Here is a 20,399-nt window from a genome sequence, read left to right as displayed (position 1 = left end):
AGGGCAGTATTATTTTAGCAATGATATCGAACAATATAGGGTTAATGCAAAAACGATGTTCGATTAATCGAACATCGTTTTTGCGCGACTTCCAGGCTAACGTGCCATGCCAGCTAAAATAATGGAACCCCAAAAGGGGTTATATCTTTAAAATTAAAAAAACATTTTTTGCCTTCCACTTTGCTGTCATCACCTTCCGATAAATTTAGCCCAAATTTTTACTTCTCAGGATGACACTGGAAAATGAAGAATAAATATATAGGCGATTGGCATTCCGCCAATAATCTTGGTCCATCCTCTCATCCCGTACCCCGAGCGGAGCCGAGGGGAATCCTGGTTCAACCCCGATCTTGGTCAAATCACCTACAAATACTTCCATTCCACAATTTTATTCACCCTATACATCAATAAGATACAGACCAAAATACTCGCAAAGGTAATCCATCCTAATAACTGGAAATTCTCAAATCCTTGGTTTCCCTCCTTTTCGATCAAAACTATACCGCCAAGAATTGATGCAATCCCTCCACTGGATTGCTGGATGGCAGAATTGATATTCATAAAGGCTCCGCGTTCGCTTGCTTCTGGAATCGCGGTGATCATTGCTGTTGCACTGATAATCCTAGAGGACACGAACAACATCATACAACTAAATGCCACTGCAACCATAAATAAATTGCCTGCCGGAACGTTAACAAACCAAATAACACAAATTCCCGCCAATAAACTTCCCGTTACAAACAACTTATACTTTCCCCAAGAATCACTTAATTTACCGAAAAAGGGTGATCCAACCAAAGTTGCAATACCCGCTGCGAAAAAAACATAGGGCAATTGATCTTCCGCATAATTCAGGTCGAATACCAAATGCGGAGTTATATATGGTTGTAGGATAAATCCTCCTGTCGATAAGAAAAAGGTCGTGGAAAAGGCTACCAAATACTTTCTATTGGTAAAAACCCTTTTGATCACTTGGAAATAACTGCTTTTCTCACCCTCAAGTGTTTTGGATGGAATAGGTTGCATATACTTCAATAACATGGCGATATTGACGAGACCTATGCCTACAATAAAATAAAACGGAACATGCCAAGACCAGATATGTGCTAAATAGAGTCCTAGAGGAATCCCTAAAATCTGGCTGGCTGAAAAAGCCATCTGAATGAACCCCATAACCCTACCGCGGACTTCATACCGAAAAAAATCAGTTACCGTCGCAAAGGTAATACCTGACATAACACCTCCAAATACACCAGCCACAATCCTGGAAATCAGAAGAAAATAATAAGAAGGTGCAATCGCACAGAAAACTGTCCCAATAATAAAGCCCACATACATCATCAAAAGGATGTTTTTCCGATCAAAGCGATCGATAAAACCAGCCAATAAGAAACCCGATGCACCTGCACTCAGGGCATAGGCGGAAACTAAAATTCCAAATTGTTTGGTAGAGATATTCAAGGAATCGATCAACTCAGCACCCAATGGTGCCATGACTGCAAAATCTAGCACAACGGTAAACTGAACTATGGTCAACATCGCAACCAATAGGGCTTCGTATCGGGAAAAGGTCATATAAAAAGTTAAGTTCTCAAAAAATGTATCTGTTCGGCACCTATTTTAATTTCAAATATGCAATCAATTCTTTTGCGGCTGCACGCCCTGCCCTATTCGCACCAATGGTCGAAGAGGAAGGTCCATATCCCGTAAGATGGATCCTTGGATCTTTGACAACCTCAGTGGCCAATGATCCCCCCATTGTAATACCGCCTTGTTCATTTTTTAAACCTAAAGGATCTAAATGGTCCAAGGAATGTCGAAACCCGGTATTCCAAAAAATAACATCAGCTTCCATTTCGGTTCCATCCTCCCATTTCACCCCTTTAGTGGTAATCTCCTGGAACATGGGCTTCCTATCCAAAACGCCTGTCTTCAACATATCCGCAATAGCTGGCGTGATCGGCAATCCTGTTACGGAAACTACAGATTTTGGAGGCAATCCCATCCGTACCCTTTCATCGACCATCGCCACAGCTTCTCTTCCTAATTCCGGGTTAAATTCATAGGGCCTAAAATCCGGTGGTCGACGAGTTACCCAAGTGGTTTTGGTTACTTTGGATAGCTCTCCTAACAATTGGACCGCTGAAATCCCACCTCCCACGATGATGACATGTTTTCCAATAAATTCTTCGGCATTTTTATATTCACCAGTGTGCAACTGCCTGCCCTCAAATTTATCCCAACCCGGGTATTTTGGACAATGTGGAGTTTTCCATGTACCAGTAGCATTAATAATGCCTCGAGCCGAAAATTGCAATCCATTGGTATGGACCAAAAACCTTCCATTTCTCTCAGTCACTTCCAGTACATTCACCGGTCGGATTACAGGTAGGCCGAAAGTTTTTTCATATTTCTCATAATATTGTGGTAAGGCCACATTGGCACGCAATTCCTTATCATCCCGATTGACAGCTTCGGAAAAGCCCATTCCTGGCAAATCATTGATTCCATTCACATTGCTCAAGGTCAATGAATCCCAGCGATGTTGCCAAGCTCCTCCAGAGCCAAATTCATCGTCCAATACCACAAATCCCTTTCCCGGTTCTATACCTTCTCTTTTGAGATGATATGCCGCCGATAATCCCGCTTGCCCTGCTCCAATGACGACAATATCAACCTTATAGAAAACATCCAGTTTCCCATTGCCATTAAGAGATGTTGTAGCCGCAGTACCGGCCTTACTTTGATTCGCCATACTTACTTAACAATAGTAATATTCAATAGATTGTTTAACCTATAGCTAGTTTTTTTGTTTGATGGAATAAAAATATCAAAGATTTAGAAGAATGGTATTTTTCATGGATTTTCCTGACATAATTATGGCTAATAATATAGACCTCCTTCGAGACTCATTCGAGGCATATTCGGGAATGCTTCGGTTAGTATATTAGCTTCCTTTAAGACATTATGCAAAAATTCGGAACATGTCTCGAATGAGGTTAAATAGAAAAACAATATAAAAAGCCAATCTAAATTTTTGGACATAAAAAAAGCTGAGTAAATATACTCAGCTCTCCTTGTTGTATTTGAAATTGTTATTAAGAGACAAAATTCATCCAATCCGAATTCAAACCATATTCTACCAATGGATTAGCGCTGTTTTTGCTAATATATTGGCCATGGAACATGGTCAAATCCATCAAGATATGCTGACGGGTGATTTCTACCAGTTCAGCATTGAAGCCTTCCATTTGAAGGACGAATTGGAAACTGATTACTCTAGCGATCATTCGACCTATGGTCACCATATCACGTTGGTTGATTCCAGCTTCTAAATTAAAGTTCAATTGCTCCTTGAAATAAGCTGCACTCAGATTAGCAGTTGGATAGTTTTTCAAGAATTCATAAAGATTAGCCTCCTTCGCTTTACGCATCATCTTGCTAATACCTTCAGCAATCTGTGCATATAGCATTTCATTTGATCCTTCGAAAATCTGGAATGGGCGACTATCAACCACTGATCTTCCAGCGATATGATCTAATCGATATCCATTTGCTCCTGCTAATTGTAAGCTGATCTGAGCAGACTCTTGCATCAAATCGGTAATCAATGCTTTCAAGGTATTGGCTTCAATACTTAATCCCGAAAGATCATTTTCGATTCCGCTGGTCGCTACTGAATAGGCACACATACCTGAACAGATAGCAAAGGCTGCTTGGATCCTTGAAATCTGATATTTAACGGAATCAATGTTGATCAATGGACTTCCGCTAACAATTCTGTTTTGGCAATGTTGCAAGGATTCATCAAGTAGACGCTTGATAAAACCTAGGCCCATACCTGGAAATTGCAATCTACTTCGGTGAAGCATATCCAACATCAATTTGATTCCGGTGCTTTCTGGAGTCAATTTTTGATCTTCTGGAACGACAACGTCTATTTGATTGATACCATAAGGAATGGCATATAATCCAAGGTTGTTATAGCGCTCGACCATTGGGATATGTTGTTCAGGATTACTGTTATCCGTCACAAAGAAGTCGATATCGCGGGTCAATTCACCTGTTGGGGTGAACTTACGTGCCGTAACCAACCAGAAATCTGCGGCGCCGCTCAATCCTTGCCAGTGCTTTTCACCTTTGATCTTATAAGAGTTACCGATTTGCTCATAACCCGTTTTCATATTCAAAGCATCGCTACCGTATGCTTTCTCGGTGATCATTAGACCACCCATTGCATTGTTTTCAATAAATTCCTTGAACACTCTTTCTTGCACCGAGTAATTCCCGTATTTGGCAACAGGCTCCAAGAATAGAGCGATATTGATACCGAACATTAAGGAAAGTGCCAAAGATTCATAAGAAGCTGCAGACAGAACTCCTAAACATTCTTTGACCGATACTCCTCTTCCTCCATGTAGTTTAGGAACAGCCACCGCCAGAGGTTTTTTCTTCATGATCTCCGCAAGGAATTCAGCTGGAAAATCACGTTTCAAACTGATTGCTGAATAATCAAATTCTTCTCTGAAAAGGTGGTATAAGTGTTTTCTGAATGATGAAATATAGTTTTCAAAATCTATATTTTCTATAACTCCGTTCATACTATTTTTATTTACAATTAATTCTGAGCAATTTATAGGATTGCCCTTTTGAGTTAAACAAAATGGCTATCATAAAACTCAATTGTAAAATTAGAGGGAAATGGAGAAAATCACTATGAGGAATTCGTCTATATTTAGGACAAATCGTGCATGAAAATAAAAATAGGCTAATTTATTGTCTTTCGGTATTCAGTTGGTGATATACCGACGATCTTTTTGAATAAGCGAGTAAAATAAGATGGATCATCAAACTCCAATTCATAGGCAATGCTGGCCACGCTTTTATTGGTTTCCAAGAGCATTAATTGACTATGGATAATGGCAACTTCAAGGATGAGCTGCTTGGAGGATTTCTTGAACACTGCGGAAACACATCTATTCAAATAGTTTACAGAGACAGCCAACATATCAGCATAAAAATTGACCGACTTTTCCTTATTATAATGTAAATGAACCAGTTGCTTAAAGGATATGGCTATCTCCTGGCGCCTCCCTAAAGTTTTATTGGAATCAGAAATCTTAATAATCTTTAACATCACCGTTTTAAAAATACTCTCATAGTATTCTTTATAGGGTTTATCCGTATAGATTTCCTTGTACAAAAGGTCAAGCAGTTGATTTAATTCTACATCATCTATCTTATTGAGATTCAATAAAGGCGAGATTGTGAATATATTGAGGATTTCCTGCTCCCTGAACAGTGAGGTCATGGCTTGCTCTTTGATCAACACACAATATCCCTGTGCCGATTTATCCACGGAATCGATGGCAGAAATATTGCCATAATTAGAAATTAGCACAGAAGGTGCCTGTACCATAAATGAGGTGGATTCAATCTGATGTTTGAAATATCCCTTGTTGATGTAGATAAGAAGATTATAGCCAAAGAAAATGGGTGGAATTGGCGTTTTTAGATAAGGTGCGATATCGCGCAATGGAAAGATCTTGATCGGAGTATGTATATAGGTCAAGTGTTTAAGGCTGCCTCCCATAAACATCTCTACGAACTCATCAGCACTGATTTTATTCTTTTCCATACCTTATTGTATTTCAATATCACAAACTTAATAAAATTGATTGAGGATGCCGATTTTCAATTTATGCTAGTTTTTAGACAGAATATGTTAAATTAGGGAAAAGGTCCAATAACCGGCCTAAACCATCAATAAACCCCACCTATGAAAAGAAGAACTTGGATACAATCTGCAGGATTAATGTTAGGTGCATTCGCCATGCAAAAAAACATGGCTTATGCCAGTGATAAAGATATAGACACCGCCGATGGGACAAACCAAGATCCAACCAACAATGATAGAGCATATTGGGTTTCCATTTTGAGTAAAATGGCACAGCCTATTTTAGAGAACATCAGCAAGGGCACCTTCCAGAAAAATATGCCGATGGTAGTATCCGAATCTTATGATAGCCGAAACCCGAAAGTTGGCTATTTGGAAGCATTTGGTCGATTGTTGGCTGGTATGGCTCCTTGGTTAGGCTTGAAAGATGATGATACAGAGGAAGGAAAGCTCAGAAAAAAATACAGGGAACAGGCCTTATTAGGAATTCAACATGGCTTTGACCCAAACTCTGCAGATTATTTTGATTGGCGAGGCAAAGAAGGACAAACCTTGGTGGATGCCGCACATTTAGCATTGGGAATTTTAAGGGCACCGCAAGCCCTATGGGAGCCCTTACCCGAAAAGACAAAGCAGCAAGTTATAGAGGAAATGAAATATATCCGTTGGATCAAGCCAGGGCAGAACAACTGGTTGTTGTTCGCTTCTATTACCGAGACCTTCTTGTATACAGTAGGTGTGGAACCGAATCGGGAAAGCATCGATCTAGCCATCAATAAATTTGACCAAGATTGGTATGTTGGAGATGGTTGGTATTCCGACGGCAGCAAGTTCGCCTTTGATCATTACAATGGCTATATCATACATTGCATGTTGGTCGAAACCTTGAAGCATAACCTTAAGGCTGGAGATTACCAAGAAAAGTATGATCGGGCATACAAAAGAATGCAGCGCTATGCACATCATTTGGAAAGGATGATTTCGCCAGAAGGATATTTTCCAATAATCGGGAGAAGTTCAACCTATAGAAATGGGGCTTTCCAACCCTTGGCACAAGTCGCACTGGACAAGAAACTTCCTGAAAATCTTTCTTACGGACAGATCAGAAATGGACTGACTGCCATTCTGAAAAATATTTACAAGCATGATCTTTATGACCAATACGGCTGGTTGATTTTAGGATTTACTTCTAAAGAACAGGGGAATATTGCTGATACATATACCAATACGGGATCATTATATGAGGCAACATTATCTTTCTTACCTTTAGGCTTACCGGCAGATGATGAATTTTGGACCGCAGCAAGTGAAGAACTGACCTCTCAGCGGGCTTTTTCAGGGAAAAAGTTCCCAAAAGATTATCAAGTAAAATATTAATTTAAATCTGAAAAAAAGTCCAATTTTCTCATTATATTCAAATCAATTATTATGGACCACAAATAATTACTAATTTTGAAACAGTTTTTCAAGAAAGAAAGTAATGAACATAGAAAATAAAATTAATGTGTTGTATTTGGATGATGAAGAGAACAATTTATTTTCTTTTAAAGCCACGTTTAGGTTTAAATACAATGTATTTACTGCCTTAACGGGTGCTGAAGCATTGGATATTATTAGCAAAAATGATATCCAAATCATTATTACTGACCAGCGAATGCCCGAAATGACCGGAGTGGAATTCTTAGAAAAGGTAATTGAAATAAAACCTGATCCGATGCGAATCCTATTGACCGGTTATACCGATATGGGTGCTGTGGTTGATGCTATTAACAAGGGTAAGATCTTCCATTACCTGAACAAACCATGGAGCGAAGAGGAATTGACCGAAACAATCGCTAGAGCTTTCGAAATCTACCAAAACAAGAAAAACATCATCGACCAAAAATCCAAGCTGGAAATCTCAAACGAGCAGTTGGAATTTTTACTTCGTCAAAAGCTTCTTTCCTAAAATGGCGATGACTATTCCTTGGAAGGAATAGTCACAACAAATTTAGATCCGTTCTCAGGTGCTGAATCCACCTCAATACCACCTTTTAACTTCTGGACCGCAGTCTTCACATTGTACAATCCAAAGCCCATTCCTTCAGCTTGATCGCTTGCGCGGAAAAACAACCTGAAAATATCGTTGATCGAAGATTCTGAAATCCCAATACCATTATCCGTTACTGTAATCTTTGCATGTCCGTTTTCAGTCTCTGCTTTCAATTTCACCCATTTGTCCAAGGAGTCTAACTTTTGATATTTTATCGCATTGGACACCAAGTTATGTAAGATCAATTCTAAGATTGACTTATCGTTGATGAATGTATTTTCTTGGTCCACTTCAAAACTGATCTCTACACCTGAATTCTGGCTGTACATCTTGTAAAAGTCGAGGATATCTTCAAAAATAGAATTGAAATCAATTTTTGAAAGATTGAGTTCACCCCTTCTCAATAGGTAATAGTCACGTAGGCTATTGATATAATCTTCGAGTTTCACAATGGAAGTTTTCATCAGGTTCAAGATTTCATGAACCTGTTCCACACTCTTGAAATCCAATGCGATACGGATAGCTCCCAAGACTCCTGCCAATGGATCGCGCAAATCATGGCTAACGCTGTAAGCAAACTTATCAAGCTCTTCATAAGCTTTCTGAAGCTCCATATTGCGCATATCCAACAAAGAGTTCGTTACATAGAACTTATTAGCCTCCTCAATACAAGAAATAATCTCAGCCTCCTCCCATGGTTTTTTGATAAACCTGAAGATATGGCCTCGGTTAATGGAGTCAATAACCGTATCCATATCGGCAAAAGCCGTGATCAGGATCCGCATAGGTTTCGGAAACTCCTTTTTGATCCTGCTGAAGAAATCAATCCCATTTTCACCGGGCATCTTTTGGTCACAAAAAATCACCCTGATATTGGGATTGGTCATTAAAATATTTTCTGCATCTGTAGTATTGCTTGCAATATGAATATCATAGTGAAACCTCAATGCTGCTTTAAATCCTACCAAATTATTGTACTCATCATCTATGTACAACACCTCAAAATTCTTATCCATACTATTACCTTTTAGTGTGACCTAAAAAACCTTTAATCTAATCTTTACCTTATTGTTTGATTGGCAAGTGGATTTCAAAAGTAGTTCCCTCTCCTACTGTGGATTGCAAACCAATTTTTCCATTATGTCTTTCAATTGTTTTATAAGCAATTGACATCCCTAGACCTGTCCCTTCGCCAACATCCTTCGTTGTAAAAAATGGTTCAAAGATACGTCCGATGACCTCTGGAGGGATCCCCGTACCATTGTCCATAATACTGATTATTACTTTTGACAAATCGTCATTTAATTTTGTTTCGATTTTGATTTCCCCGCCTATTTTTCCATTGAATTTCTTTTCCACTGCATAGATGGCATTGGATAGGATATTCATAAAGACTTGGTTCAACTTGCCCGCATAGCACTCCACCATGGGGATGCTATGGTATTTTTTTAGAATCTTAATTCGTTCCTTGGTCATTGGATTCAAGATTACCAAGGTTGAATCCAAGCATTCATTCAAGTCTGCCCGCTTCAGGGTGTCCTCATCGATCCTGGAAAAAATCCTTAAGCTGCGAACGATCTCTGCCGTACGCTCTGCTCCTTCTTGTATACCTTTCAACAAGAAATTAATTTCTGATTTCAGGTAATCGACATCGTTGATATTTTTGATGTTCTGGATTTTCTCTTGCTTCTCCGCAGGTTGCAGATCATTATTCAAAGCGATCATTTCAACCTGGTCAATAATATCCCAAAGTATGTTCACGTCCCTACGGAGCGGCGAAACATTGGAAGTGACAAAGTTGATCGGGTTATTGATCTCATGCGCCACACCGGCGGTCAACTGACCTAGGGAAGCCATTTTTTCGGATTCCACCAGTTGCGCCTGGGCATCTTTCAGGTTGGATAGCGTGAGGCTAAGCGATTTATTGGACTCTTGGAGTTCCTCCGTTCTTTCACGGACCTTCTGTTCCAAAATCACATTCTGCTCTCGGATCAGCTTTTCGTTTTCTTGGGAAATTGCCAATTCACGTACCTGCAATTCCAACATCTCTTTGCGATAGGTATTGATCTTATCCGCCAAAGCGAAGGAAAGCAAGAGAGCTTCGATTACAGAACCGATCTGAACGGATCGCGCTGTGAAAACGTTAGTTGGTAATACGCCATAATCCTTCAGCACATAGACCAAAACGCTGATCAAAAAGATACACCATGCGAATAGGAAGAACTTGGTTTGGCTATATTTTCTACGCGATAATTCAAAGGCAAAGATTAGGACGATAGCCGCACCACCGCCAGCAACCAAGTTCACGATCCTGTAGGCTGGAATGATATAGCCTATGATCAGCAAGACAATGGCAAAAAAGTAGCCCAACAAGAATACATTCAGCAATTTATTGAAGCCCTTGGCTTCTACTGAGGTATGCAGGAATGACTTGACAAAGAGGATCGCTCCAATGCCGGACATGGCACCTGAAAACGTTAACAATCGAGCAGATAGCCATTCACTTCGGATTGGAAAAACTCTTTCAAACAGTCCTAAAACTGCCATTTGTGCCACAAAGACCCAAAAGATATAGTTGACATAGGTGAGATAATGCTTTTCGCCAGTAGCTACGTACAGAAAGGCATTGTACAATACCAAGGACAACATCAGCCCAATATAAATGGCCGATAAAACATCCTCCTTTTGCAAGAAATCGAAAAGTCCTGCTGGGTTATGGATGGATAACGGTACGATAACTTGGGTTTCGCTCTGCAATTTCATGTAACAGACAGCACTCTCCCCTTTCTTGAGCTGCAGGTCGAACAAGTAAAATTGATGGGAATATTTCCGATCACTATAACCTTGCTTAAGATTATAACCCACACTATCTATTTCAGAATTAATGATAGAATAGAATTTTACCTCAGCAATGTTGGGATGGGAAAGATCCACTATCAATCGATCTTCATCTGAATTATTGACGATTTTAAATTTGATCCAATGGGGCTTCTTGACAATCCCTAAGTTTGGGACATCGGTTTCGCATTTGGTGAATAGCTCAGGATGCTCCAAAACATCCTTAAACGACACGGACTCCCCATTTTCCTCATATAGAGATAAATATTTTCCTATGTTCTTAACATCACTCCCATTAAAATATAGCACAGTATCTGTCGAAGCCTTTGCAGAAAAGCCGAAAAGACAGCATAAAACCATAATCGGAAATAACCAATATCTTGACATCTCTGATGCTCTAATTAACAAGGTGTGCACTTAATATTTTCTCCAAATCCACATAATACCTTCCAGACTTCAGGTCTTGCCCTAGCAAGAGTTTCCTGGAAGCCCAAGCGGAAATCCCACCGCCCAATACGACTTCAGAAGCCAGCTGTGGCCAAGATTTAAGGGATTTTCCTAGTTCTGGAAGTGATTGTTTCATCCTATCGGAAAGATCCTTAGCATTGACGATTTTCATCAATAGCCCCATTCTCTCGCTCTTGTCCAAAGCATGGATTTCTTCTACCGTAAAATCGCCAACAAGTCCATGGAATATTTTCAAGTCAGGAATCTTATCGAATCTCTCGATATCTAACATGGCGCGGTCATTGGTTTCCATAATGACCGGAATACCAAATTCCCTTGCGCGGATTCTGCTTTCTACCTTCACTTCAAAATTATCACAGACTTCAATCAGCAGGTCAAGCTTTTGACTTCCTATCAGAAATTCTTGGTAGTTCTCTTCTTTGATGCCTTCAGGATAGATCTCTACTTCCAGATAAGGATCGATCTCTGCAATTTCTCTAGCTGCCAATACAACCTTAGGCATTCCTAGGCTGAAAATAGGTGCTCTCAATCTATTCAAATTGCTTAAATCGAGATCGTCAAAATCCGCAAGCTTTAACTTTCCACAGCCTCTTTCCATGGCAATCGTAATAGCCACGGATTGACCAACGGAAAGGCCGATAATACCAATAGTCTTAGCTGACAGAAGCTCTTGCTCTGATTTTGATATTTTAAGCTGATTACGGTTTGTTCTAACTTCGATAAATTCTTCACGTTCCAAAATGTGCACTAAGGTTTTTCTCCAAGGATAGTAGACCCAGGCACCCAACTCTTCCATAGGTTGTTGATTACTGACTAAACCAACAAATTCAAGAAATTGTTCTTCATTTGTCGAAAAAGTAGGATTTCGGCAGACAAATAAATCCCTCAACTGTCTCTCGAATTGATCATATACAAAAATGATCTCCTGCTTATCGATCAACTCTTGGATAGCAATTACATCCGCTGGATTGGATTTGTCAAAAAATAGGGGTTTATATAAATAGTTGTTTAAGGTAGCGTGATTGTCTTGCATAGTTTTATAGTATTACAATATCATCGGGATTCTTTCCATTATCCTGGGATCGTGGTCCATTGGCCATATTGATGATTTTTTGGAGGTCCCAACCTTTAAGGTCGTTGAGGCTTAGGTCATAATGTATTTCTATCTCCTTCGATCGCAGAACCTCAATACGAGGTCCTACAGCCATATCCCGCAGGGCAAGAATGGCGTTTCTATCTTCTTCGGAAGCAGTGGGAACATTCACCACATCGTCCAAAACCATCGTAGTGGCCAAGAGATCCAATTTGGGGTAGTAGAATGTACCGTTATTCCCAACGCCAAATTCCTGTCGATATCCTACCGCTTTCGTTAGATTAATCGTATATGGAGCGCATAAAGCGAATAATGTTTTCAAACCAATGCGGGGAGCGATTGCAATTGCGGCACGGGTAAGGAATATGCTTCCGATACCATAGCCAGCAATCTCTCGGGAGTTCCAAAGTCCACAACCCTCGCCTGTACCTTCTTGGGCATAAGACCAAACCAAGTCAAAAATCTTAGGATCCATCATCCCGGTTGCTTCTTCGATTGGGAGGGGTTGGGTACCTCCTGCAACATGGATACGGGCTCCACCATAGACGTTTTCGCCATCCAGAGATTCAACTATCAAAACAAAAGATGCGGGGTTAAACATCCATTCGTCTTTGGATGAGGTTACTTTCTTTACACCTATGGAGGTTAGCACATGTTCATGCCCTTTGATAAATCGTAAACATGTTTCAGGGTCATCTATTGCTCTAAACGCCCTCAACCTGACGACAGGTCTACCATTTTTTAAAATTAACGTCACTTTTCTTTCGGCTGTATTTAATAAATAAAATAAAATTTATTTTAAAGCTAATATTACCTATAGTTGACTATATGCTAATTCTGCACAATAGTTAATTCATGGGTAACATTGGCTTTATTAAACCAATATTGTTAATTGAAAAATTACCTTAATTCTATAGATATCGCCAGAACAAAAGATTGTCCCTAGATACATTTGGTTTGGTTTTTCCATGCTTAAACAAACTGAATTAATAATTTTTGCGTCGCAAAGGTAGCATCATCTTGGTTTTAAAAAAGACATATTTCAATATTGATTAGTTAATTATATTAAACCTATTTTAATATCTTATATCCAAGAAACATTTTAGCATCCTACTTTCTACACAATAATCCATTTTGCCATGCACTAATTTCAATCCTTTCCTGGTCTTTCGATTACAGATTTCAGAGCTAATTAAATCACAAAACCTCTAATTAAGAACGAATTACCCATGATTCAGATTTATTATTCGTATTTATTAATAGTAAGTGTTACAGTACAAAAATGCACTTAGGTTAACAGGAGCAAGTTAGCACTTTTTTTAATTTTATTTAATAAAATTTTAACCATCCTGTATCGATTTTAGGAATTTTTCATTAAAATAGGAACAAAAATTTCTTTACCTTTACTTCATTTCGAGAATCAATATTCTTGCAAGCCGGAAAGTATTAACAGAAAACACTATCTATTTATCATTTTCAGCACAGTAAGCTGACCATTATTATCAATATGAAGCTTCCAAAAGTGTCGGATGAATTAAAACAATTGAAACAGAAACTGGAAGATTTTGATTCCTTAGTATCCTCTATTGATGATATCATTTTTGAAATCAGGGATGATGGGGTGATCCTAAATTGCTGGACGTCGACTCCAGAACAATTGTTTTATGAGAAGGACTTTATCATCAATAAATCCATCGCTGACCTTTTTCCCAAAGAGTTCTCGGAAACCCTCCTATTCATCTTAAACAAATCCTTCAAAAAAAGGACAGGATATGTACTGAAATACAAATCTCCCTACCAGTCCAATCCGGACCAATGGTTTAAGCTGAAGACCAAGATCATCAGCAATAAGACCGACCGCTTAACAGTGGTGGTGACCAACATAACAAGAGAACAAAGGCTTGAAGCAGAAATGCGAATCAAGGAGGAAAAATTCAACCGTGCTTTCAAGAATTCTTCTATCGGGATGCTACTTTTAAACCGCTCCCTGAAGGTCATGGAGTACAATCAGGAATTGCAAAGCATATTAGGCTACTCCATTGCGGAAGAAATGCTGGAAAAACCTATATCAGAGTTTATCCATGAAGAATCCATCGATTTGGTGACCGCAGCCACAAAAGCCGTAAAGTCAGGTGAGAAGGAAAAAGCAATCATAGAAGCACGTTGTATCGCGAAAGAAGATAAGTCGTTTTATTGCTTGATCAATATTTCCTCTGTATTGGATATGACCGGAAAGTTGGTTTATTTTCTGTGTCAAATCCAAGACCTATCGCTTTTTAAAAACAATGAAATCAAGCTTAACCAGCAGAATGAATTGCTTGCAAAAAGAAATTACGAACTGAAAGTTCGGGTTAATCAATTGGAAGCCTACAATCAGATCTTAACGCATAACCTGCGGACACCCATCAGCAATATCGATATGATCATCAATCAGCTTGCTATTGAAACGGACGAACTCGAAAGGCAAGTATTGATTAATCTATTGAAAAAGAGCAATTCGAAGTTCTTAAAACTGTTTGATAAACTGATTCAAACTCTTGAGATTCAAAATTCTAATGATACTCTTTTCCTAACCTCAAATATGGATGAAATATGCCAGTATTTGATTAATCAATTTCAATCAAAAATCGACAGCAATGAACTTTATTTGGACTGCCATTTTGAAGTAATAGAAATAGCTTTCCCTGCTATATACATCTACCATATTATCAATTACTTGATCAATGAAAGCCTGAAATTAAACCATTCTGAGAAGAAAGTCACGATCAAAATTAGGACCGAAAAGAGAGAAGGTTTCGTGGAGATAAAAATTGAGAATGACTGTGAATCACAGCGTTGTTTTGGAATCGATAAGGATTTAGCATCAACAGAAGAGGATATTGATGAAAATTCCCTATTAGATTTGCATCTAGCGAAGCAACAGATCCAAAGTTTTGGAGGAAACATAAATATCTCAAAAAATGTTGATTTCGGGAATCAAGTTAGCATACATTTACCCATTGAAAATTAACGGATTATGATGAAGGATACTTTAAGGATAACCCTTGTGGACGATGATTCTATATTCTGTTTTTTATTCAGGAAATTCCTCGAAAAATATCACAATAAAAACATCGAATTGAGCATCTTTCCTGATGGATATACAGCTGCTGAATTTTTCAGGAAGAACAAAGCTAACAAGGAAACTTATCCCCAAGTATTGTTCATCGACATCAATATGCCCTTGATGAATGGCTGGGAATTGATGACAAGCATCAGAGAAGAAAACTTATTCGAAGACCAAGAGGTCAGCATCTATATTATCAGCTCTTCTATCTGTAAATCCGACCGATATAAAAGCAACGATGGCCATCAATATATCGAATACCTGACAAAACCCATTTCCCATCAAACGCTTTTCCAGGTTTTGGACAGTGTAAACCCCAAAGACTCTCCAACCTTAACGCAGGAATAAAAAGACGTTAAATAAGTCTTTTTAGATTTAATGAACAAACATTTAAGGGCTCTACAAGCGTAGTATGTAAATCTATCGCCATATTCGATGAATGGGCCGAGCAAAACAAATAAAAAAACGACATCATAGAAAGAGAGCCAATGCCTGTCTTTTAAAGTTTTTACAGTGGGCCTTCTGCATCAATAGATTCAAAAAAAAGGAAACAATTAAAAAATAACCACACCTTTATATTGTTAAATCTTTATTATTATTTTGTTTCTAGCAACGAAAATGAAATAAAAAAATAACAATATTACTTAATAAGTTTAACTTTACTTGAATCATTTTTAATTACAACAAACAATGCAAGGCAATACTATTTTCAAAATAAGTAGTAAGATCAAGGAAATAAGAAAAAATAAGAGCATCACTATCCAAGAGCTTGCGAATAAGGCAGGAGTAAGCAAAGGGCTGATTTCACAGATTGAAAACAACAGAACCATTCCTTCACTCCCTGTTTTAATCAATATCATCAGCTCCCTTGAGATTGATATAAACAAGTTTTTCGAAGATTTTAAGGGCCCTAAGGACCCCGGACCAGTGATTGTCCTTAAAAAAGAAAACTATTCCTCTTTAAAACTGGAACGAGGTTCTGGTTCGCTTTACAGAAGGATTATCGAACAGGATTTAGGAGAAAGTAATATGAGCATTGCACTATTAGAGCTAGATCCATTTGCTGAGGAGTCCATTGTCCAAACAGATGCTTATATCTTTAAACATGTAATCAATGGCAAGGCTGCTATTCATCTAAGGAATCAGGTGGTTGATCTTGAGGCCGGTGATTCCATGTTTTTCGACGGGAGCATGATACATTCCGCCAAAAATGACAATGATGAAAAATGCATCATTTTAATAACCTATTACTTCCCTAATAAAGTTCTATCTTAAGGGAGGTCTTACAAAAACAAACACCAGTACTTGGTTTCTATTAAACCCAAATGAAGCTTATTCTATAGCTCTTTTGGGTTTAATATTTTATAGTATCTGACTCCAAAAAAGGAAGTTCATAGTTTCCAGTATCTACTCTTGATTTCCCATTTCCTTTTTGAATATCCGAATTGAACCTAGCACCACTCTGGAAGGCATATATATCCTTCAGCGATTTTATGGAATTGAGCTGCTCTACTCCTTTTTCGGTAACCTTTGTACCTACGATATTGAGATAGGCCAACTGTGGGGCTGACTTTAAGTCTTCCATGCCTTTGTCGGAAACTTCGGTATGTTCCAGATGCAGCCGAATTAAGTTTGGCAGAGAGGCCAAAAGTTTCATACCTTGATCAGTCACCTTGGTATGCCCTAATTTCAGTTGTACGATATTTTCCTTGATATGCATTAGGTCCTCAATATCCTTGTCGCTAAGCTCAGGATAGTTAATAGCATTGATAGTTACATAGTTGTTTTCTGTAGCAATTGGCAAAACTTTAATGCCTTTAGCCTGCCAAGCATCCAATCGGTTTTCAGGAAGGTCGGGAGCTTCTGGCAGGTCCGCATAGAGCATCGAGGATTCCGCTGGTTCAGCAGGGCTTTCCAATTTCTTAAGGATTGTAGCAATCTCCTCCCCTTGTTCCAGTTGCTTTACCTTCTTTTCAAATGTTAGTCCGCTATCGATCCACCAAGCGATTAACTTAATTTGGTCGGCAGTGATAGGCTTTCTTCCTTTCGGAGGCATCCTATCTTCATGGCCTTCAGGCAAGATCAGGCGTCTATATAGTTCACTTTTATCTTTGTTACCAGCTTCCAGCAAACTGCCTGACTCACCGCCCTTCAATAAGCTCTCTTGGTTATGCAGGGCAAACTCGCCTTCCTGTTTCTTTTCACCATGGCAACCCTGGCACCTAGCTTTCAAGATAGGCTGTATGACCTGTCCATAAACCTCAGCTTCTTGCACATTCTCCAGAACCATCATTTCCTCTTCCTCATCTTTTATTCCCATGAACCCCTTTATATCCGAAGGAAGTGCATCTTTGATATAGCCTTTTCCATGGGTCAGGGTACCGCCGAAGTGGCCCGTAAATCCCAAGAGTACTACCACTGCAAGCAGCATCGTAAAACGCTGGGATTTCAATCTTCCCATAAAATCTTGACCTGCTTCTCCATCACGGTACAACCAATAACAGAGCAAGGACAATACAGCCACTGAAACCCCTAGCCATTGGTGGAAATCCAACACGTCTTCCTCATAACCACCATCTTGGGATAGCAGAAAGCCAGTAATCGCCGCTAACACAGCTGCCAATGCACCCAACAACAGGGAAAACCTGATAGCAGAGCCAAAATCAATGCCTTTTTTGAATTTGGCAAAGGCCGCCATAGCAAAAGCCAGCAGCAGCATACCGATTGGCATGTGCACCAGTATTGGATGGAAACGACCAAAAAAGGAAGCCAATTCTTCTAAAAACTTCATAAGGAGCTATATCTTTTCTTCAGGAGATCCAACATGTATTTATTTACCGACCACTGATCGGCAACAGGCTGTTGCGTATAGGGCAAGGTTGGCATATAGCCCGAAGGACCAAATTCCATGCACATGGTTAAGGTGGATGTCCCTTGTTTTTTATAACGGTCCACCACCACATCCCACCAGGCTAAGTGTTGGTCAAGTGCTGCTTTCCATTCAGGAGCTGCCGGATCGTTTACCTGTGCACCCTGCTGATGTCCAACCCTTGTATGTATATGTCCTGTTCTTGAAAGCGCAAGATCAACAGCCTCCTTTTGATCAGAAAGCAAAGATTCATGCACCACGCACCAATGCGAAATATCCAAGGCTAGGGTCAATTCAGGAACTTTCTCCAGATAACCCTTGGTAATATTAGCTGCAAAACTGAATCTACCACGATGGGTCTCGTGGTAGATTGGGATACCTGACTCTTTGCTCAAGCCCGAAGCAAGAAAAATCAATTTGCTGTTTTCCTCATAACTGTAGTAGTCCTTACCTGTATGGCAATTGATATAATCAGGTTTTAGCTTAATGGCTTCTTTCAAATTATTTCCAAAACTTGTATAATAGGAAGCATAGTCATTTCCACCGCCGCCAGAAAGCAAGCCTAATGAAAGACCATTTTCCTTGAGTGCTTCCAACATCGCTGCCCGTTCAGCTTGGTTTCCCGGCAGCCAGGTCTCTACCCCATCATAGCCAGCCTCTTTCACTTTTTTACAGAAGTCCGCCCAAGTATCGGTCATTCCCCAGTTTGTACAATAATATTTGATGGTCAGGCCATTTTCTGTTTGAGCGAACAGGAAATTCATTTGCAAGACCAGTATGATCAATAGCCTAAAAAGGTGCTTCATAAATTCTTTAGATAATATCTTTGATTACGGTGCCTTCAACATCAGTCAACCTGAAAGGTCGCCCTTGGAATTCATAAGTAAACTTTTCATGGTCAAAGCCAAGCAAATGCAGCATGGTCGCATGGACATCGTGAACAGAAGACCTGCCGCTTACGCCGGCAAATCCAATTTCATCCGTTTCACCGTAGCTGACCCCGTTTCGGATTCCACCTCCAGCCATCCAAATGGTATAAGCATCGGTGTGGTGATCGCGTCCCAAGAATGGCATATCATTGTTATCACGGTTTTCCTGCATCGGAGTCCTTCCAAATTCCCCACCCCAAACGACTAAAGTTTCTTCCAACAATCCACGTTGCTTCAGGTCCATGAGGAGTGCAGTCATCGGGCGGTCGATCTCGCGGCATTTATTCCGGAAACCTAGGTCAATGGAATCAGAAGGATTAGTTCCATGACTATCCCAGCCCCAATCGAAAAGTTGCACAAAGCGCACTCCCTTCTCCACCAGCTTACGTGCCAGCAGACAGTTGTTTGCAAAAGACTCTTGACCCGGTTTTGTTCCGTACAGCTCATGGATATATTCAGGCTCATTATTGATGTCCATAACCTCAGGCACGGCTACCTGCATTTTATAGGCCATCTCATATTGTGCGATCCTAGACAGAGTCTCAGGATCCTTGAAAGTTTCAAATTCCTCCTTGTTCACTTGATTGATCGCATCAATGGCGTTCCGTTTCAAGTCACGGTCCATCCCTTCCGGATCAGCAATATAGAGAACAGGGTCTCCCTTGGACCTACATTGCACCCCTTGGTATACCGAAGGCAGAAATCCACTACCCCAAACACTCTTTCCAGCATCAGGAGTTTTACCGCCAGAAGTCAAGACCACAAAGCCAGGCAAGTTGCTGTTTTCAGACCCCAGACCGTAGGTTACCCAAGACCCGATACTCGGACGTCCCAGACGGGCACTCCCGGTATGCATGAACAACTGCGCCGGACCATGATTAAACTGGTCGGTATGTACAGCCTTTAGAAAGCTCACCTCATCCACTACCTTGCTAAAATGCGGTAGGTGATCAGAAACCCAAGCTCCACTCTGTCCATATTGCTTAAAGGTAGCCTGCGGACCCAACATTTTCGGAACCCCACGGATAAAAGCAAAGGTCTTACCCGCCAACAGCGATTCAGGGCAAGGTTGATTATGTAGTTTCTGCAGAGCAGGCTTATAGTCGAATAGTTCCAGTTGAGAAGGCGCTCCTGCCATATGCAAGTAGATTACATTCTTGGCCTTGCCCGCAAAGTGCGGAGCCCTTGGTAGCAAGGGATTCAACGCGTTTAGATCAACGCCCTCAGCGTTCGCCGCATTTCCAGAACGCATACAACTCGCCATCATCCCACCAAGAGCGATGCTCCCAATCCCAGCCACGCATTTCTTCAGGAAATGTCGTCTGGTCTCTGCCTGCAACTGCCTTATGTAGGCCTCATTCACTAGCTTATCAAAGTCTTTCATTTC

General features: G+C 40.0%; 17 protein-coding genes. 5 read left to right on the top strand and 12 right to left on the bottom strand.

All coding sequences use genetic code 11. From position 1 onward, the window contains the following. Positions 1 to 205 precede the first annotated feature (205 nt). The 5 genes from ACK2WI_RS00945 to ACK2WI_RS00925 form a co-directional block, all read right to left on the bottom strand. On the bottom strand, positions 206 to 379 hold the full coding sequence (locus tag ACK2WI_RS00945; RefSeq protein ID WP_409149329.1) for a hypothetical protein: 174 nt from the start codon (positions 377 to 379) through the stop codon (positions 206 to 208). Next, entirely contained in the window at positions 364 to 1,575 is a 1,212-nt protein-coding gene (locus tag ACK2WI_RS00940; RefSeq protein WP_409149327.1) for an MFS transporter, read from the bottom strand. The genes ACK2WI_RS00945 and ACK2WI_RS00940 overlap by 16 nt, the downstream gene beginning before the upstream one ends. Positions 1,576 to 1,615: 40 nt before the next feature. Continuing rightward, entirely contained in the window at positions 1,616 to 2,755 is a 1,140-nt protein-coding gene (locus tag ACK2WI_RS00935; protein ID WP_409149325.1) for an NAD(P)-binding domain-containing protein, read from the bottom strand. Between the two features lie 343 nt (positions 2,756 to 3,098). Beyond that, positions 3,099 to 4,601, bottom strand: a complete 1,503-nt coding sequence (locus ACK2WI_RS00930) for an acyl-CoA dehydrogenase family protein (RefSeq protein WP_409149323.1) — start codon at positions 4,599 to 4,601, stop codon at positions 3,099 to 3,101. A gap of 167 nt (positions 4,602 to 4,768) precedes the next feature. Next, entirely contained in the window at positions 4,769 to 5,638 is an 870-nt protein-coding gene (locus ACK2WI_RS00925) for a helix-turn-helix domain-containing protein (protein WP_409149321.1), read from the bottom strand. 141 nt (positions 5,639 to 5,779) lie between these two features. Between ACK2WI_RS00925 and ACK2WI_RS00920 the strand changes: the two genes are divergently transcribed. Both ACK2WI_RS00920 and ACK2WI_RS00915 read left to right on the top strand, forming a co-directional pair. Beyond that, positions 5,780 to 7,054, top strand: coding sequence for a DUF2264 domain-containing protein (locus ACK2WI_RS00920; protein ID WP_409149319.1), 1,275 nt, complete (start codon positions 5,780 to 5,782; stop codon positions 7,052 to 7,054). Positions 7,055 to 7,157: 103 nt separating this feature from the next. Then, positions 7,158 to 7,625 (top strand): response regulator, encoded by a 468-nt coding sequence (locus ACK2WI_RS00915; RefSeq protein ID WP_093095527.1) that lies wholly within the window; start codon positions 7,158 to 7,160, stop codon positions 7,623 to 7,625. Positions 7,626 to 7,636: 11 nt separating this feature from the next. Here ACK2WI_RS00915 and ACK2WI_RS00910 read toward each other — a convergent pair whose 3' ends face one another. From ACK2WI_RS00910 to ACK2WI_RS00895, 4 genes are read right to left on the bottom strand one after another with little or no spacing between them, the layout of a single operon-like run. Next, positions 7,637 to 8,725, bottom strand: a complete 1,089-nt coding sequence (locus ACK2WI_RS00910) for a hybrid sensor histidine kinase/response regulator (protein ID WP_093095526.1) — start codon at positions 8,723 to 8,725, stop codon at positions 7,637 to 7,639. A 49-nt stretch (positions 8,726 to 8,774) separates the two neighbouring features. Continuing rightward, positions 8,775 to 10,934, bottom strand: coding sequence for a 7TM diverse intracellular signaling domain-containing protein (locus ACK2WI_RS00905; RefSeq protein ID WP_409149317.1), 2,160 nt, complete (start codon positions 10,932 to 10,934; stop codon positions 8,775 to 8,777). A 10-nt stretch (positions 10,935 to 10,944) separates the two neighbouring features. Further along, positions 10,945 to 12,048 carry a ThiF family adenylyltransferase gene (locus ACK2WI_RS00900; RefSeq protein WP_409149315.1) on the bottom strand — a complete coding sequence of 368 codons (1,104 nt, stop codon included), beginning with the start codon at positions 12,046 to 12,048 and terminating at the stop codon, positions 10,945 to 10,947. A gap of 4 nt (positions 12,049 to 12,052) precedes the next feature. Beyond that, positions 12,053 to 12,865, bottom strand: a complete 813-nt coding sequence (locus tag ACK2WI_RS00895; protein WP_312697813.1) for a hypothetical protein — start codon at positions 12,863 to 12,865, stop codon at positions 12,053 to 12,055. A 750-nt stretch (positions 12,866 to 13,615) separates the two neighbouring features. Between ACK2WI_RS00895 and ACK2WI_RS00890 the strand changes: the two genes are divergently transcribed. From ACK2WI_RS00890 to ACK2WI_RS00880, 3 genes are all read left to right on the top strand, one after another. Further along, complete coding sequence (locus ACK2WI_RS00890; protein WP_409149312.1) at positions 13,616 to 15,118, top strand: PAS domain-containing sensor histidine kinase; 1,503 nt, start codon at positions 13,616 to 13,618, stop codon at positions 15,116 to 15,118. Positions 15,119 to 15,124: 6 nt separating this feature from the next. Next, on the top strand, positions 15,125 to 15,562 hold the full coding sequence (locus ACK2WI_RS00885; protein ID WP_409149310.1) for a response regulator: 438 nt from the start codon (positions 15,125 to 15,127) through the stop codon (positions 15,560 to 15,562). A gap of 342 nt (positions 15,563 to 15,904) precedes the next feature. Next, positions 15,905 to 16,489, top strand: coding sequence for a helix-turn-helix domain-containing protein (locus ACK2WI_RS00880; RefSeq protein WP_093095517.1), 585 nt, complete (start codon positions 15,905 to 15,907; stop codon positions 16,487 to 16,489). Between the two features lie 79 nt (positions 16,490 to 16,568). Here the strand turns inward: ACK2WI_RS00880 and ACK2WI_RS00875 are convergent, their stop codons facing one another. Genes ACK2WI_RS00875 through ACK2WI_RS00865 form a run of 3 tightly spaced genes read right to left on the bottom strand, consistent with a single transcriptional unit; the run spans position 16,569 to position 20,396 of the window. Beyond that, positions 16,569 to 18,005 carry a c-type cytochrome domain-containing protein gene (locus ACK2WI_RS00875; protein ID WP_409149308.1) on the bottom strand — a complete coding sequence of 479 codons (1,437 nt, stop codon included), beginning with the start codon at positions 18,003 to 18,005 and terminating at the stop codon, positions 16,569 to 16,571. Further along, positions 18,002 to 18,889: a sugar phosphate isomerase/epimerase family protein gene (locus ACK2WI_RS00870; protein ID WP_409149306.1), complete on the bottom strand. Its 888-nt coding sequence runs from the start codon at positions 18,887 to 18,889 to the stop codon at positions 18,002 to 18,004. The genes ACK2WI_RS00875 and ACK2WI_RS00870 overlap by 4 nt, the downstream gene beginning before the upstream one ends. Positions 18,890 to 18,896: 7 nt before the next feature. Next, complete coding sequence (locus ACK2WI_RS00865; protein ID WP_093095513.1) at positions 18,897 to 20,396, bottom strand: DUF1501 domain-containing protein; 1,500 nt, start codon at positions 20,394 to 20,396, stop codon at positions 18,897 to 18,899. Positions 20,397 to 20,399 lie beyond the last annotated feature (3 nt).

Source organism: Sphingobacterium sp. BS-2 (assembly GCF_046161205.1).
Lineage (GTDB): Bacteria > Bacteroidota > Bacteroidia > Sphingobacteriales > Sphingobacteriaceae > Sphingobacterium > Sphingobacterium mizutaii.
This window is presented reverse-complemented; position numbering and strand designations above follow the sequence as displayed.